This window comes from Rhodococcus sp. FW305-130, from assembly GCF_058788335.1.
In genome coordinates, this window is sequence record NZ_JBYTAP010000001.1 from 684572 (window position 1) to 699616 (window position 15045).

The 15045-nt window shown below is 62.8% G+C and carries 14 protein-coding genes; 6 read left to right on the top strand and 8 right to left on the bottom strand.

The features are described 5' to 3' along the window. Nucleotides 1-15 precede the first annotated feature (15 nt). Genes AC3WQS_RS03320 through AC3WQS_RS03340 form a run of 5 tightly spaced genes read right to left on the bottom strand, consistent with a single transcriptional unit; the run spans nucleotide 16 to nucleotide 4510 of the window. The gene (locus AC3WQS_RS03320; RefSeq protein WP_019745007.1) at nucleotides 16-645 is read right to left on the bottom strand and encodes a response regulator transcription factor; all 630 of its coding nucleotides are present in this window, start codon (nucleotides 643-645) and stop codon (nucleotides 16-18) included. Further along, nucleotides 642-1766 (bottom strand): sensor histidine kinase, encoded by a 1125-nt coding sequence (locus AC3WQS_RS03325; RefSeq protein WP_021332163.1) that lies wholly within the window; start codon nucleotides 1764-1766, stop codon nucleotides 642-644. The genes AC3WQS_RS03320 and AC3WQS_RS03325 overlap by 4 nt, the downstream gene beginning before the upstream one ends. After that, nucleotides 1767-2561, bottom strand: coding sequence for an ABC transporter permease (locus tag AC3WQS_RS03330; protein WP_019745005.1), 795 nt, complete (start codon nucleotides 2559-2561; stop codon nucleotides 1767-1769). Beyond that, a complete protein-coding gene (locus AC3WQS_RS03335) occupies nucleotides 2561-3517 on the bottom strand; it encodes an ABC transporter ATP-binding protein (protein WP_069145719.1) in 957 nt (318 codons plus the stop codon). The genes AC3WQS_RS03330 and AC3WQS_RS03335 overlap by 1 nt, the downstream gene beginning before the upstream one ends. A gap of 45 nt (nucleotides 3518-3562) precedes the next feature. Continuing rightward, complete coding sequence (locus tag AC3WQS_RS03340; protein ID WP_492713108.1) at nucleotides 3563-4510, bottom strand: EamA family transporter; 948 nt, start codon at nucleotides 4508-4510, stop codon at nucleotides 3563-3565. Between the two features lie 68 nt (nucleotides 4511-4578). Here AC3WQS_RS03340 and AC3WQS_RS03345 point away from each other — a divergent pair, with 68 nt between their 5' ends. Further along, on the top strand, nucleotides 4579-5124 hold the full coding sequence (locus AC3WQS_RS03345; RefSeq protein ID WP_020908856.1) for a CGNR zinc finger domain-containing protein: 546 nt from the start codon (nucleotides 4579-4581) through the stop codon (nucleotides 5122-5124). 113 nt (nucleotides 5125-5237) lie between these two features. Next, on the top strand, nucleotides 5238-6536 hold the full coding sequence (locus AC3WQS_RS03350) for an NtaA/DmoA family FMN-dependent monooxygenase (RefSeq protein WP_020908855.1): 1299 nt from the start codon (nucleotides 5238-5240) through the stop codon (nucleotides 6534-6536). On the opposite strand, the gene AC3WQS_RS03355 is transcribed toward AC3WQS_RS03350, so the two are convergent. Next, the gene (locus AC3WQS_RS03355; RefSeq protein WP_060938130.1) at nucleotides 6533-7498 is read right to left on the bottom strand and encodes a proline dehydrogenase family protein; all 966 of its coding nucleotides are present in this window, start codon (nucleotides 7496-7498) and stop codon (nucleotides 6533-6535) included. The two genes, AC3WQS_RS03350 and AC3WQS_RS03355, sit on opposite strands and share 4 nt — an antisense overlap. Then, nucleotides 7498-9159 (bottom strand): L-glutamate gamma-semialdehyde dehydrogenase, encoded by a 1662-nt coding sequence (pruA, locus tag AC3WQS_RS03360; protein ID WP_060938131.1) that lies wholly within the window; start codon nucleotides 9157-9159, stop codon nucleotides 7498-7500. Before pruA ends, AC3WQS_RS03355 begins: the two co-directional genes overlap by 1 nt. A gap of 195 nt (nucleotides 9160-9354) precedes the next feature. On the opposite strand from pruA, the gene AC3WQS_RS03365 reads away from it, so the two are divergent. The 3 genes from AC3WQS_RS03365 to AC3WQS_RS03375 are packed head-to-tail and all read left to right on the top strand — an operon-like array spanning nucleotide 9355 to nucleotide 12433. After that, nucleotides 9355-11025 carry a PucR family transcriptional regulator gene (locus AC3WQS_RS03365; protein WP_336503572.1) on the top strand — a complete coding sequence of 557 codons (1671 nt, stop codon included), beginning with the start codon at nucleotides 9355-9357 and terminating at the stop codon, nucleotides 11023-11025. After that, nucleotides 11022-11339, top strand: coding sequence for a nuclear transport factor 2 family protein (locus AC3WQS_RS03370; protein ID WP_019744997.1), 318 nt, complete (start codon nucleotides 11022-11024; stop codon nucleotides 11337-11339). The genes AC3WQS_RS03365 and AC3WQS_RS03370 overlap by 4 nt, the downstream gene beginning before the upstream one ends. After that, nucleotides 11339-12433, top strand: coding sequence for a DNA alkylation repair protein (locus tag AC3WQS_RS03375; protein ID WP_492741400.1), 1095 nt, complete (start codon nucleotides 11339-11341; stop codon nucleotides 12431-12433). Before AC3WQS_RS03370 ends, AC3WQS_RS03375 begins: the two co-directional genes overlap by 1 nt. Nucleotides 12434-12491: 58 nt before the next feature. Here AC3WQS_RS03375 and AC3WQS_RS03380 read toward each other — a convergent pair whose 3' ends face one another. Beyond that, nucleotides 12492-13541 (bottom strand): ABC transporter substrate-binding protein, encoded by a 1050-nt coding sequence (locus AC3WQS_RS03380; RefSeq protein WP_492713110.1) that lies wholly within the window; start codon nucleotides 13539-13541, stop codon nucleotides 12492-12494. Between the two features lie 373 nt (nucleotides 13542-13914). Between AC3WQS_RS03380 and AC3WQS_RS03385 the strand changes: the two genes are divergently transcribed. Beyond that, the gene (locus AC3WQS_RS03385) at nucleotides 13915-15003 is read left to right on the top strand and encodes a 3-deoxy-7-phosphoheptulonate synthase (RefSeq protein WP_020908849.1); all 1089 of its coding nucleotides are present in this window, start codon (nucleotides 13915-13917) and stop codon (nucleotides 15001-15003) included. Nucleotides 15004-15045: the final 42 nt, after the last annotated feature.

Here is a 15045-nt window from a genome sequence, read left to right on the forward strand (position 1 = left end):
TTCCGGCCACGCGGATCAGAGCCAGCCGTTCGACTCGGCGATTCTGACGGCTTCCGCGCGCGTCGACGCACCTGTCTTGCCCATCGCGGATGACAGATGATTTCGAACTGTCCCTGCGGACAAGAAGAGCGCCCCTGCGATGGCTGCCACGGGTGCGCCGTCGTGAGCGGCGCGCAGTACTTGGGTCTCACGCTCCGTCAGGGGCGACTCGCCGCTGACGAGGCTGTCGGCCGCAAGGGTGGGATCGACGACGCGCAGTCCGGCGTGGACACGCCTGACTGCGTCGGCCAACTGCCTGGCGGGTGTGTCCTTGACGACGAACCCGCCGGCCCCGGCGTGCAGGGCTTTGCGAAGAAATCCGGGACGTCCGAACGTGGTGACGATCAGGACTCGGGTGTCGGGTGCTGCCTCGCGAAGGGCCGCCGTCGCGGCGATTCCGTCCATGCCGGGCATCTCGACGTCCAGAAGCGCGACATCTGGGCGGTGTTCGAGAACAGCGGCCACAACCTCGTCGCCGCGACCGACCTCGGCCACCACGGAGAGGTCGGATTCCAGATCGAGTAGTGCGGCCAACGCTCCTCGCACGAGCGCCTGGTCGTCCGCCAAGAGCAGCCGTATGGTTGCTCGATCGCCCTGGCTGTTCACTCTGTCTCCTGTTCGACTACCTGAAGTGCAAACCCCTGCGGCTGGGGATGAGTGATGATCACTCGTGCGCCCGACGCTCCGGCGCGCTCGCGTAATCCGATCAGACCGTTGCCGGAAGACGTCGACCCGGCCCCTTGCCCGTCGTCGACGACCGACGCACTATTTTCGTCGACCGTGATCCGGCAGTGGGTCGCACCGCTGTGTCGAACGACGTTGGTGACGCCCTCACGGATCGTCCATGCAAAGAGTTCGCGAAGACGCGTGGGAACCATGTCGGTACTGCTCGGCACCTCGTCCTCGATACCAGCCGCACGCAATGCCTCTCGTGCTCGGGCTATCTCGACGGGAAGAGAAATCCCACGAAATCCTTCGACGGCTGAACGCACGTCTGCCAACGCGTCACGCGAAAGTCTTTCGAGGTCGTCGAGTTCGTTGCGCGCACGTTCGATATCGACATCGAGTAGGCGATTGGCCAGTTCGGCTTTGATCGTGATGACGGTCAGCGAGTGCCCGAGGATGTCGTGCAGATCGCGCGCCATCCTCGTTCGCTCCTCCATGATTGCCCGCTGCTCCTGCTCTTCGCGTTCATGGAGCATGGCGAAGTTGCGGCTGATCAGGGACATGATGCCCCAGGTCGCGAATGCGGCCGCGCAGACTCCGAGCGAGAGTCCGGAGTAGTTCCCCCACCCGGACGAGAGGCTGACTATCTCCACGGAGGCCGCGAACACCAAGGCGAGAATGCCGCCCGCGACGGTCGGCAGCAGCGTCACCGCTGTCACCGCGAGATACGGTGCGGCTGCCAAACCAGTCGGCCCGACGCTGACGATCATCACGGCGGCCAACGCGGTCAAGGCGGCCAAAGCCAGTGCAGCTTCGCGAATCGTCGGCCGAGTCATTGTCATTCGACGCCGCTGCTGCGTTGTGGCGAACGTGTAGAGATAGAGCGCACCGAAGGCGACCGTCGCGAGAATCCCTGTCCAGCCGCGCAGTTCGTCGCGCAGATTCCATCCCTCGATCAGCGGCCCGCCGAGAAATACCATCCAGACCGCCGCGAAGAGAACGCCGAAACGATTCCGCCGCGGGAGCGCGACGGAATCTTCTCGGTCAGTCGTTTGCGACAACTACACACGCTCCGTATCTCGTTGGAACCGCCAGATCGCTCCGCCGGCGAAGATGGCGAACCACACCAGGATATTGACGATCCAGGTCCAGTGAATGCTATTGCCCGTCAACGGTGCGTGGGCGAGGGCGTTGATGCCGAACATCGGGGTGAACTGTGCGATGGTCGCCCAAACGGAACCGTCGGTGAGCGGTACGAAGAGTCCGCCGCCGAAGGCGAGCAGAGCCAGTCCCGGTCCGAGCAGCTGCATGACGTTCTCACTGGGGAGTAGATACCCCATGAACAGGCCGAAGGCCGCGAAGATCGACGATCCCAACCAGGCGATCAATGCCGTTGTGAACCAGAGTGATCCGTCCATCTGCGCCGAGGTGAACGCTCCGACGACGTAGACGACAAGGATCGAGACGAGACCGAGCAGCATCGCCATGATCAGTTTGACGGCGATGTAGGCGACCGGGGTCAGGGGAGTCAGCCGAAGTTGTCGGCTCCATCCGGACGCTCGTTCGATCGAGACCATCGCTCCGCCGCTGGTGGTGGCCAGCATCGCGCCGTAGAGAGCCATGCTGATCATGATGTACGCGGCGACATTGCCGTGCCCGATCCCGTGGTCGTCGTCGCCTTGACCGAGCCCGAAGACGAGGAAGAAGACAACCGGCATGACGAGCGTGAAGATCATCGTGCGCCGATTGCGAGTCAGGCGACGAAATTCCAATCGCAGTAGCGTCGTGTTGAATCCGCCGAGAGGTACGACGGTTCGCTCGGCTCCGTAGGTGTTCGCTTCGGTTGCAGTGGTCATCACTTCTGTCCTTCGGAGTTGTTCGACGTGAGTGCGATGAATGCGTCTTCGAGGCCACGCGAGACGATTTCGAGATCGCGAGCCTGGGTATTGGTCAACAGGAACCGTGCAACGGCATCGGTGTCACCCGAGTGCACGAGCAGTGACTCACCGCGCACCTCGACGGCGTCGGAGTTCGGTATGGCTCGCAGGAGTTCGTCGGTGATGCCTGGAACAGTCGCGCGCAGGGTGCGCCCGGACGCCATCGCCTTGACCTCGGCGGTGGTCCCGTCTGCGACCACGGTGCCTTGCCTGACCAGGATGATGCGGTCGGCGTAGACATCGGCCTCTTCGAGGTAGTGCGTCGCAAAAAGCACAGTGCGACCGTGATCTGCGTCGGCGCGGATGGCGGACCAAAAGTCCCGACGCCCTTCGACGTCCATGCCGGTGGTGGGCTCGTCGAGAATGAGCAATTGCGGGTTCGACAGCAACGCCATCGCAAATCGCAACCGCTGTTGTTGTCCGCCTGAGCATTTGCTGACCAGGCGATCGGAGATGTCGAGGATTCCGGCTCTCCCCAGCACTTCGTCGACCGGACGGGATTGGGCGTACAGGCTGGCGGTCAGCTGCACCGTCTCGGCAACCGTCAGCTCTTTCAGTAGTCCGCCGGTCTGCATGACTGCGGAAACGAGTCCGCGGGCGATCGCCGATCGGGGTGACATTCCGAAGACGCTCACGTCGCCCGACGTCGGCCGGGACAGGCCGAGGATCATGTCGATGGTTGTCGTCTTGCCTGCGCCGTTCGGGCCGAGGAACGCGACGATCTCGCCGGGGCGGATGCTCAGGTCGATACCCTTGACGGCGTCGACGGTTCCGAAACTCTTGCGAAGTCCGGTCAACCGGACGGCGTCGTGTGCCGATCCTTCACTGAGTGTGTGCAGTGCCTGTGGTGAATGCCGTGCCTGTGCTGAGGTCATACATAGAATCTGCTCGCTTCGAGGTCGTGATCCCTCGTCCGTCCGTCATTCTTCTGCCATGACATTTGTCATCGGGTCGGCCGGTATCTGTTTCGGTGCAACCTGGCCGAGGCGCGCGAGGACCAACCCCGCGATGATTGCTGCGCCACCCACAGCTTGGAGTGCAGTGACGGATTCCCCGACCAGGATCCACGCGGCGAGGACCGCGCACAGCACTTCGGTCAGCGCTACGAGAGATCCGATTGTCGGCCCCAGCAGCGTGATTGCGGCGATGCCGGTGAGATAGGCAATGACAGTGCTGACCAGGACCAGGACCACCACCGGCAGCCATACGTTCACCGAATGGTCTGCCACGACGGCGTTCGAGGCCGAGAACTGGAGGGGGAGGACGCCGACGAGTCCGAGCGCGCCGATGACCATTGCACTGACCGTGAGCCCCGATGCCGCGAGCACAACAGGATGGAGATCACCGTCCGCACGTTCGGAAATGACGAAATAGACTGCAAGGCATGCCGCGGCGGCCAGTCCCCAGGCGACTCCGACGGCACTGATCTCTGCCGATCCGAAGACGTCGATCACCACGGCGGCGCCGATCATGGCAACCGCCGCACCGAGAAGCGTCTGCACGCTCGGACGCGCGCCCTTGGTTATCCACACCCATCCGATGACGATGATGGGTGCAAGGTACTCGAGAAGCAATGCGACGCCGACCGAAAGATGTTGCACGGCATTGAAGAAGCACAGTTGAACGCCCGAGATCGCGAACACCCCGTACAGCAGTACCGTTCGCGTGTGGGCGCTCACCTGTCGTAGGCGAGGCCCTTGGGTGGCTACGGCGATCACCATCATCACCAGTGCGCCGCCGGCAACGCGCGCGAACACTGCGCCGCCGGGGGACCACCCCGATTCGATGAGAGACTTCGCGAACGGGCCCGAGACGCCGAACGTTGCCGCGGACAGCAGAGCGAAGATCAAGCCGTTGCGAGAGTTCACGTCGTCACCCGTCAGGAGTAAAAGCGATTACGATGCTGACATTAGGTTGATAGAGCTCAGGAGTCAAAGTGCATTTTGCTGGTGACACGGAATCGGCGCTCGTCTTCGCCGCGTCGTTGGTCAACACGGCCCGCGGCGGGGCTGAACTGCTTCCGGATCAAGAGGAGCTGACACGGTTTCTCGACGCGGATCATTGGACCGGCAGGCGGGACGGCACGCGGGAGGAATTGACGGCGGTTCGTGCGCTGCGTCCACGACTGCGAAAGTTCTGGGAAGCCGCGGGAGTGGACGACGCCGTCGAGGTGGTGAACACGCTGCTACTCGAATCCGGCGCGAGGCCGCGGCTCACCAGGCACGACGACCTCGGCTGGCATCTGCACGTCACCGCTGACGATTCGCCACTGGTGGACCGGATGGCCGCAGAAGCGGCGATGGGTGTGCTCGATCTGATCCGAACCGACGAATTCTCGCGGTTGCGATGGTGCGAGGCCCCGGACTGCGAAGCGGTCTTCGTGGATTTGTCGCGCAATCGTTCGAAGCGATACTGCGACACCGGAAACTGTGGGAACAGGGCGCACGTCGCCGCCTATCGTGCCCGTAAATCCGGTGCGTGACCAAGCGGTGTTCGGAGGGATAGAACCAGGCTGAGTGAATACCTTGTCGGGAGCCAGGATCGGTCTAGCGTTGTGAATTCGGAACAGATTTCGCGAAGCCAGGAGGATGGTCGGTGGCCGATCGTAGGCGTCCACTCAAGACGGTGACCGGTGTCAGCGGGGCGGTGAGTATCTACGACGCAGCGATCGATCCGACGACGTCGACGGTCGCGTCCGCGATCGACGTCGCAAAGACGGCCGAGGCGAACAAGATCGACGGACTGTTTGCCGCCGACCTGCTGAGTTTCGGCGCGCAGGGCGCGATCGGCGCGCAGGAGCCGTTGATCTTCCTTGCCGCGCTGAGTGCGGTCACCACCCATGTGGGGCTGATCGCCACCGTCACGACGACGTTTCATCACCCTTTCAACCTGGCACGGTTGTTCGGCACCCTGGACCACGTCAGCAATGGTCGAGCCGCATGGAATGCCGTCACTTCCTCACTCGGAGAAGAGAACTACAGCGACCTGGACCTGCCGAGTCCGGAGGAGCGGTACGCCCGAGCGGCCGAATCGCTCGAGGTGGTCAACGCGCTCTTCGACAGTTGGAAGCCCGGCGCCCTGACCCGGGGAGAGGGCTCAGCGGTGCTCGATCCGTCGAGGGTGGTCCCCATCGAGCATCGAGGCAAGTACTTCACGGTGCAGGGGCCGCTGAACATCCCCTCCCTGCCGCAGCGTCGTCCGGTCCAATTCCAGGCCGGCCAATCTGCCGGAGGTATCGAACTGGGTGCTCGCTTCGCGGAGGTCGTATTCACTTCTCTCGCAACCTTCGAGGACGCGGTCACCTACACGAAGACGATCCGCGCCCGGGCGGCAGAGTTGGGGCGTGGGGACGAACTGCCACTGATTTTCAGCTCGTTCCACGCAACGTACGGCGCTACCGAAACCGAAGTCGAACGATTGGTCAGAGAAGCCGAGGAATCGACGGACTTCGACGCCGGTCGCACGAGGCTTGCCGACATGTTCGGCGGTGACGTGGATTTCTCGGAATTGCCGCTGGATCGGCCGATCCCGGAGTCGTTGTTGCCGGACCCGTCGTCGGTGAATCGACGACGGGGCCGGGTCGAGATCTTCGGCAAGCTCGCATCACAAGGAAAGACTCTGCGTGAGTTGATCATCGCGTCCAAGGACACCGGCCACTGGGCAGCGGCGGGCACCCCGGAACAGCTCGCGGACGCGATCGAGGAACGATACGACGCGGGCGTACTCGACGTCATCACGCTCGGTGACCTTGCCGATCCGCGTACACGCGATTTCGTCACGAACGGACTGCTGCCGGAACTACGCAAGCGCAGAATCGTGGGAACAGATTACGTCGGGGGTACCTTCCGTGAGAACCTCGAGTTGCCACCGCTGCCACCGGTTTCCAGCACCTAGTTGTTGGAGGCGAGTGAGCGCATGAAGAACATGAGGTTGGCCGGCCGTTCCGCCAGGCGACGCATGAAGTAGCCGTACCACTGGCTGCCGTAGGGAACGTAGACCCGCAGGTGATTGCCTTCGGCTACCAATCTGCGTTGTTCGCCGTCGCGGATGCCGTAGAGCATCTGAAACTCGAAATCCTCGGCTGTCCGTTCGGTCAATGTGGCGAGTTCGAGGGCGGCGTCGATCATGGTGGGATCGTGGGAGGCGACCATCGGGTACCCGTCACCTTCCATCAAGACCTTCAGGCAACGCAGGTACGACGCGTCGACTTCGCCGGGCTTTTGGAACGCAACGTCGGCCGGTTCCTTGTATGCACCCTTGCACAGTCGAATTCGTGAACCTGATCCGGAGAAGTGCCGGCAGTCGGCCTCGGTGCGGTGCAGATACGCCTGCAGGACCGTGCCGAGCGTCGGGAAGTCGCGGCGCAACTCTTCGACGATGGACAGTGTCGAGTCGGTGGTGGTGTGATCCTCCGCGTCGACGGTGACCCACGCGCCCACTTCGTCTGCCGCTGTGACGATTCGGTGAGCGTTCGCCAGGGCGATCTTCTCGCCGTCACCGGGAAGTGACTGCCCTAACGCGGAGAGCTTGAGCGAAACCTCGAGGGTGTGTTGCGTCCCAGCCGCTTCGGAAAGCGTTGCGTACGAGCGGAGAAGGGAGAGATAGGCGTCGACGGTAGCTGTTGCCTGAGCTGGATCGGTAGTGTCCTCGCCGAGGTAGTCGACCGTCACGAACCGGCCACTGGTGAGGATGTCGCGTACGGCAGAGACCGCTGCGGGTTCCGCGTCCCCGGCGACAAACCTGTCTACCAGCTTGCGAGTCACGGTCATCCCGGAGACTGTCTTCTCCAGCCGCGACGAGCGTGCCGCAGCGAGGAGTACCGGGCGCAGCGGGTTGCTCAGCGAGACGGCACTCATCAACGGTTCTCGCTCTCGGCTGGATCGACGTCCTGGTGGGGGTAGCGATGATCGGTGGGAGGAACGAAGGTTTCCTTGACGGTGCGTGTCGACGCCCAACGGAGCAGGTTCTGCGGTGAACCGGCCTTGTCGTTGGTACCGGAAGCTCGAGCGCCGCCGAAGGGCTGTTGTCCGACTACCGCGCCCGTCGGCTTGTCGTTGACGTAGAAGTTTCCGGCGGCGAACCGCAGACCGTGGTGAGCTTGATCGACGGCCGCACGGTCGGTGGCGATCACGGCACCGGTCAGGGCGTACGCGGATCCGCTGTCGATACGAGCGAGGATGTCGGCGTAGGCATTCGGTGCGGAGTCGTCGTAGACGTGCAGGGAGAGTATGGGGCCGAAGTACTCGGTGCTGAAGGCCTCGTCACTGGGGTCGTCACCGAGCAGGACCGTCGGCGAGATGAAGAATCCTTCGCGGTCGTCGTAGTCGCCGCCTGCTGCGATGGTGAGGCTGCCGGTCGACTTGGCTCGGACGATCGCGGCGGCGTTGCGGTCGAAGGAACGCTGGTCGATGACGGCGCCGCCGAAGTTCGTCAGGTCCGTGACGTCGCCGTACTTCAGTGACGACACTGTGTCGATGAACGTGTCGCCCATCTTGGCCCACACCGATTTCGGGACGAATGCCCGTGACGCGGCCGAGCATTTCTGTCCCTGATAGTCGAAGGCCCCGCGGATCAATGCCGTCGTGAGTACGTCGGGGTCTGCTGAACTGTGTGCGAGTACAAAATCTTTGCCGCCGGTTTCGCCGACGAGACGCGGATACGTCCGGTAGTTCGAGATGTTGGCTCCGACCTCACGCCACAAACGCTGGAACGTTGCGGTCGATCCGGTGAAGTGGATGCCCGCCAGGCGGGGGTCGGCCAGCGCGACTTCGGACACCGTGGGTCCGTCGCCGAGAACAAGATTGATCACCCCGGGCGGGAGGCCGGCGGCTTCGAGTAGTTGCATCGTGAGGTATGCCGCGACGGCCTGCGTCGGTGACGGCTTCCAGATCACGGTGTTGCCCATCAGGGCCGGTGCGGTAGGGAGATTTCCGGCGATGGCGGTGAAATTGAAGGGAGTGATCGCGTAGACAAAACCTTCGAGTGGTCGATATTCGACGCGATTCCACACTCCCGGAGCGGAAACGGGTTGGTCGGCGAGTATCTGACGAGCGAACGCGACGTTGAAACGCCAGAAATCGATCAGTTCGCACGGGGCATCGATCTCGGCCTGATATGCGGTCTTCGACTGACCGAGCATTGTTGCGGCGGCGATGGTTTCGCGCCACGGGCCGGAGAGTAGATCGGCGGCGCGGAGGAAGACCGCAGCTCGATCGTCGAACGAGAGGTCGCGCCAGGCCGGGGCGGCGAGTGTAGCGGCGTCGATGGCATCACGAACATCCGAGTGCGTTGCGCCCGCAAACGATCCGATGACCGAGCTGTGACGGTGTGGTTGAACTACGTTCTCCCGCTTGCCCTCCGCAGTTCGGTGGACGCCCCCGATGACCTGTCGGATGTCGGTGGGTGCCTCGGCCAGTTCGGTCAGTTTGGTGCGTAGGCGTGATCGTTCCGGGCTTCCCGGCCCGTAATTGTTGACCGGCTCGTTGGAGGGGTGGGGGACATTGGTGACGGCGTCCATGACGATCCTTCGGCAGACTGATGGGTGGGGCAGTTGTCGTGTCGTCATCAGTCAAGCCGAAAGGAGTCGGCGAGTAATCCGCTGATCGGCCAAACTTCTCGGACGCTGTTTGTTCGATCGGCTGAACCGTTTCCGCAGGAAAATGCACTATTCTCGAAATTGAGGCGTTGGAACGGTCCGGAAAGTGGGTGGTACGTGGCTATCCGTGAGGTCAGGCTCGACGCGGTCCTTCGGGCGCTGGGCGGAGCCTTTGTCGAGCTCGTCTTCGCGCCGTCAGGTGATGACGTCTTCGTCGACTCCGTGGTGTTCGCGGAGGTCGGGGACCTCACACGCCCCGGAACCGCGGACGTCGAATCCTCTGAACTCTGGCTCGCTGTCGGTATCGGCGCAGCCGAATTGGCAGCCTGGCTGAACCGCGTCGATCAGAAGGGATCAGCGCCTCGGGCCGTCATGTCGAAGGAGGCCTCGGACACGTCGGTGCGCGCGGCGGCACAGCGCGCCGGGATCGCCTTGATGGCAGTCCATCCGGACGCTCGTTGGGATCGATTGTTCACCACGATCCGGGGCGTGCTCGATCATTCGGTATCCCGTCAGGATTCGGAGGACGTTGTATTCGGCAGTGACACAGACTTGTTCGAGCTGGCGCAGAACGTCGCGTCACTCACCCGGGGGATGGTCAGCATCGAGGACGAGCGTTCCCACGTCATGGCTTATTCGGCATCAGGAGATGCTGCGGACGAGCTCCGCCGGCAGTCGATCCTCGGCCGTGAAGGACCTCGGGAATACCTCCGGAAGCTGCAGGAGTGGGGCGTCTTCGAAAGCTTGCGGCGAAGCGACGACGTGGTCGAGGTGCCCGCGCACGAAGACCTCGCGATCAGGCGAAGGTTGGTGGTTCCGATTCGCAGAATTTCCGAGAACATCAAGGGGGAGAGCGGTTTCAGTTCTGATCTGCTCGGCACGATCTGGGTTCAGGAAGGCCCGCTTCCTATCGCCGGCGATGCCGAGAGAGTGCTCCGCGGTGCCGCGGCCATTGCAGCTCGGCTGATTTCGCGCATCCGAGACGCGCCGAGTAACGAGGCGATACAGGTTCAGCGCTTGCTTGGGGTTCTCGGCGGCGGCGTCGATGTTCCTTCTCTGGCGGCCTCGTTGTCCATCCCGATGTCCGGACCCGCGATGGTGATCGGCGTGGCGAGTGTCGGGAGCAGCGTGTTGTCGGCTTCGGGTGAGCTCGTGTCGTCGTTGCGCCTGCACGCCAGTGCCTTTCACCGTGAATCGCTGGTGAGTGCATTCGGCGCCCGGATCTATGTGCTGTTTCCGCGAACCCAATCCGTGAAATCCACAGTCTCGTGGACCCGTGAAGTTGTCGCGCGTTTGGACAAGGTGTCGCCCTCGGGTTTACGGGCCGCAGTCTCGTCGCCGGTTTCGACGCTCACTGAGGTGGCTAGGGCTCGCGCCGAAGTGGATCGGGTCTTGGACGGAACGTCGGGGGATGTTCGTGTGACCACCCTCGCGGACTCGCGCACTCCGGTGCTGCTGGGCGAAATCATGGACGCGATTGCGGCCGACGAGCAACTGCACGATCCGAGAATCGACGCGCTCGACGTCTACGACAGGCGTAACGGGTCGAACATGCGTGAAAGTGTCTCCGTTTACCTCGCGCATTCGGGCGATGTCCGACGCGCGTCCGAGCAGCTTCGCATTCACCCGAACACACTCAGGTATCGGATCAAAAGGGTCGAGGAGATAACAGATACCGACCTGTCCGAGCCCTCGACGAGGCTGTTGATGGAGATTCAGTTGGCGGCGTCCGCTCGCGCAGTGAGTTCGCCGAACCTGTCGGACCCCAGCAGTACTCTTCGCGAATGATCGACTCAGCGAAGGTGCCAGGCGCAGCGCGCGCGTATTTCGACGGCGGAGACGTCCGTGACGTGTTCACCGAAGACGCCGTGGTGCGTGACGACGGCCGGACGTATGTCGGCATCGAAGAAATCGTGGCGTGGAAGTCCGCTGTGTCGACGGCGTTCACCTTCACCCAGAAGATCGAGTCGGTCAACACCCCAGGCTCGGCCGTTGTCGTGTCGGTGAAGGTCGAGGGTGATTTTCCCGGAAGCCCCGTCCAGTTACATCACCATTTCACTCTCGACGGTGATCGGATTTCCGCTCTCACGGTGTGCCCCTGATGCCCACCGCTGACGAACTGCTCGGGAAATCCGTCGTCGCCGATCTGGCAGGCTGTCTCGAGCGAGCCTCCGGTCACACACGCCTCGCCCTCGTTCGGGGTAGTACATCCGAATTCGACGGTATGAGTCTCGGCGAACGTACCCGCGTTGTGCGGGACGCGATGACTGCCGAACTGCCTCAGGATCTTCCGGCCTTCGCCGAGATCATCCGCCGTGCGCTTTCAGAGGAGACCTTCACTGGTTGGATGATCTGGCCGGTGACCGAAGCCGTCGCCGTCACGGCGACACGAAGTGGCTCCGAGTCCGACGAGGGAATGGCTCTGCTTGCCGAGCTGACGTCGCGTCTGACGGCCGAATTCGCAATTCGCACATTTCTCGAGACGGACCTTGACCGTTCGCTGGCGATCGCACTCACCTGGACCGGCCATGAAGACGAACACGTCCGGCGCTTGGCGACCGAAGGCACTCGTACTCGTTTGCCCTGGGGAAGACGAGTGAAAGAATTGACGGCGTGTCCCGAGTCGACAATCGCCATTCTCGACGAGCTGTATCGGGATGATTCGGAGTATGTACGACGCTCGGTCGCAAACCATCTCAACGATCTCAGTCGTGCTGACGCAGCGCTCGCCGTGTCGACTGCGAAGCGTTGGTTACAGACACCGGATTCCAACACACTGAAAATCGTCAAACATGCATTGCGGACGTTGATCAAGGCCGGCGACCCAGATGCTCTGTCTCTTCTGGGGTTCTCGCCGCCCACCGACGTCGTGGTCGAAGGGTTCGTCATCGACCGCGAAATAGTCGATGCGGGTGGAGAACTCACTTTCGACTTCGCTGTCACGAACAACGGCAGCGAGTCCGTCACCGTCGTGATCGATTACATCGTCCACCACGTGAAGGCCAACGGGACCACGACGCCGAAGGTCTTCAAACTGACAACACGAACGCTCGAGCCTGGGGTGCCGGCCCGCATCGCGAAGAGGCATTCCTTCAAACCGATCAGTACCCGGAAGTACTACGCCGGCGACCATGCCGTCGAAGTGCAGATCAACGGTGTACGCCAGGTGCGAGGCGAATTCCGCTTGGAGGCGTGAGTGACCCCACCAGGTGTGGTGGGGTCACTCCAGTACCGATCCAATGCCCGCACGGATGTCAGCGCATGACCTGTACCTGTTCGGCGATATCAGCGGCCAGGGCCATCGCAGTCAGCGCGAGGCCGTTGTTGAGGTCGTATCGCAGTTGTCCGACATGTCCGTCCTGGACAGCGCGGACTCGTCTCCACGTGGGCGACTCGGCTTCGACGGCGTCGGGGTTCTGTAGCAGTACGAAGTCGGCCTGGTCGAAGATCGCGAGCTCCTCGAGGCTGTAGAAAGTCGAATCCTTCCGATCGGGTGCGGCATGGGCGGCGTCAGTCAAGACGTTCAGGCCGAGGTCCTGTGCAACCGACACGGCGAACGTGTTGTTCTGCAGCCAGATCTGACCGCTGTCTGCACCGGCGATCGCAATCGACTTGCCTTCGAGGAGACCACCGATCTTGGCCCGCGCTTGAGCAAGTTCGGCGTTGTATCGGGCGATGACGCGTTCGGCGACTTCGCGGCGATCGAGCGCCGTGAGCTGCGCGGTCATGGCCTGTTTCCAGGACGAGCCCGTCGTGCCCTCGTCAACGACGAGCACCGGGGCGATGTCAGTGCCGAGCAGGCCCCTGTCCTGGTAGTAATCCCACCAGCCTTTCCCGACAACCAACAGATCGGGGTCGTAGCTCAGTATCGATTCGGCATTCGGTTCGTTGTTCGTCCCACCGAGGCGAGCTGCGCCGGCGGGTACCTGTTGCATGAGCTGAGACTTCGGATCCCAATTGGTCGCGACGATCGGGTACTCGGCCAGTAGTGCAAAATCGAGGGCGCCTCGGGCTTCGAGCACCACGACACGCTTGGGGTCCCGCGGGAGACGGTAGGTCTGGTCTGCGACGACGATGTCGACCCACTCGTCCGAGGCTTCGGTGCCGCTGGATTCGCTCGAACATGCAGACAGTGCGCCCAGTGCACCGAGCGCCGCCGCACCGCTCAGGAACCCGCGTCGTGTCAAGGAATCGATCAGACGGCTGAATTCGTCGTCCACATCTTTTGTCGACTGCAAGGGGGTTTCGGTCGCAGAAGGGGACACCGTCGGGTGGAAGGTTTTGGTCGATTCGATCACAGGCATGAGAAGGCGCAGCTCCATCTGATGTTCCGGGCATTGGCAGGTGCCTAACCAACGTATTCGAACTTCGCAGCCGGAGCCTTACTCGAAAGCGCCAACCGCTCAGCGGATTTGGCCATTCTTCACGGACTCGTGCCACGGGACTCGCCCCTCGGATTCGGCTTGTTGTGGAGGGGCGCGCCCATCTGATCCGAACTCGAGGTATCGTGGCCGTCATGCAGCGCGTCTATTTCTGGTTTAGCAGGCCGGCCCCGGGTGGGCCTGCCGGCGTAACCACGCGCTGACAACCTCCACCCAAGAGCCGGACTACAGACCGGCTCGCTGGAGTTTCTCTTCATCTCTGGGGTCGGCCTGAGAACAGGAAACCGAAAACCCCATGACTGTCACCATCGACACCACCGCAGCTTCGGACAGCCTCGACGATCAGCGCACTGTGAGTATCAGTCCGCTCGTGTCACCGGCGACTGTTCGTGCTCAGCACGCTCCGGACGAGGTCGCGGCCGCAACCGTGCGCACCGGTCGGGCCGACACGATCAACATCCTCAACGGTGACGACGATCGTTTGATCGTCGTTGTCGGTCCGTGCTCCGTGCACGATCCGGAAGCGGCGATGGACTACGCCCGCCGGTTGGCCGCCAAGGCCGAAGAACTGCGGGACGATCTGCACATCGTCATGCGCGTCTACTTCGAAAAGCCGCGCACCACTCTCGGGTGGAAGGGCCTGCTCAACGACCCCCACCTCGACGGCACGTTCGACATCAACACCGGGCTCGGTATCGGCCGCAAGTTGCTTCTCGACGTGTCGAGTCTGGGCCTGCCTGTCGGCTGCGAGTTCCTTGATCCGATCATGCCGCAGTACATCGCCGACCTGGTCAGCTACGGTGCAATCGGCGCCCGGACCGCCGCCAGTCAGGTTCACCGTCAGCTGTGCAGCGCGCTGTCCATGCCCGTCGGCATCAAGAATTCCACCGAAGGTGATGTGCAGGTAGCCGTCGACGGTACCCGCGCTGCGGCGGCGAGCCATGTGTTCCCCGGAACGGATCTCGACGGCCAGGCTGCCTTGATTCGGACCGCGGGCAACCCGGACTGCCATGTGATTCTTCGTGGCGGCAGCGACGGACCGAACTACGATGCCGAGACCGTCGCGGATACCCTTGCTCGCCTGCGTAAGTCGAACCTGCCCGAGCGCGTGGTCATCGACGCGAGCCACGGTAACAGCAGCAAGGACCACGAGCGTCAGGTCGTCGTGCTGGACGACATTGCCCGACGTCTGACCGAGGGCGAGCAGGGAATCGCCGGCGTCATGTTGGAGAGTTTCATCGAGGCCGGCCGTCAGGACCTGACCTTGGGTAAGGCGGACGAGCTCACCTACGGTCAGTCGATCACCGACGCGTGCATCGACTGGTCCACCACCGCAGCGCAGTTGGACCGTCTGGCGCAGGCCGTTGCGGCTCGGAGGGGCTGACGCCCCCGTGCGCGTTTAGGGAGTGCCTGGACTCGCTAAACG

Excerpts from the sequence above, each read along its gene's own strand:
- AC3WQS_RS03385 (WP_020908849.1), top strand. The coding sequence starts at position 13,915 with ATGACTGTCACCATCGACACCACCGCAGCTTCGGACAGCCTCGACGAT.
- AC3WQS_RS03355 (WP_060938130.1), bottom strand. The coding sequence starts at position 7,498 with ATGAGTGCCGTCTCGCTGAGCAACCCGCTGCGCCCGGTACTCCTCGCT.
- AC3WQS_RS03370 (WP_019744997.1), top strand. The coding sequence starts at position 11,022 with ATGATCGACTCAGCGAAGGTGCCAGGCGCAGCGCGCGCGTATTTCGAC.
- AC3WQS_RS03375 (WP_492741400.1), top strand. The coding sequence starts at position 11,339 with ATGCCCACCGCTGACGAACTGCTCGGGAAATCCGTCGTCGCCGATCTG.
- AC3WQS_RS03330 (WP_019745005.1), bottom strand. The coding sequence starts at position 2,561 with ATGACCACTGCAACCGAAGCGAACACCTACGGAGCCGAGCGAACCGTC.
- AC3WQS_RS03380 (WP_492713110.1), bottom strand. The coding sequence starts at position 13,541 with ATGCCTGTGATCGAATCGACCAAAACCTTCCACCCGACGGTGTCCCCT.
- pruA (WP_060938131.1), bottom strand. The coding sequence starts at position 9,159 with ATGGACGCCGTCACCAATGTCCCCCACCCCTCCAACGAGCCGGTCAAC.
- AC3WQS_RS03335 (WP_069145719.1), bottom strand. The coding sequence starts at position 3,517 with ATGACCTCAGCACAGGCACGGCATTCACCACAGGCACTGCACACACTC.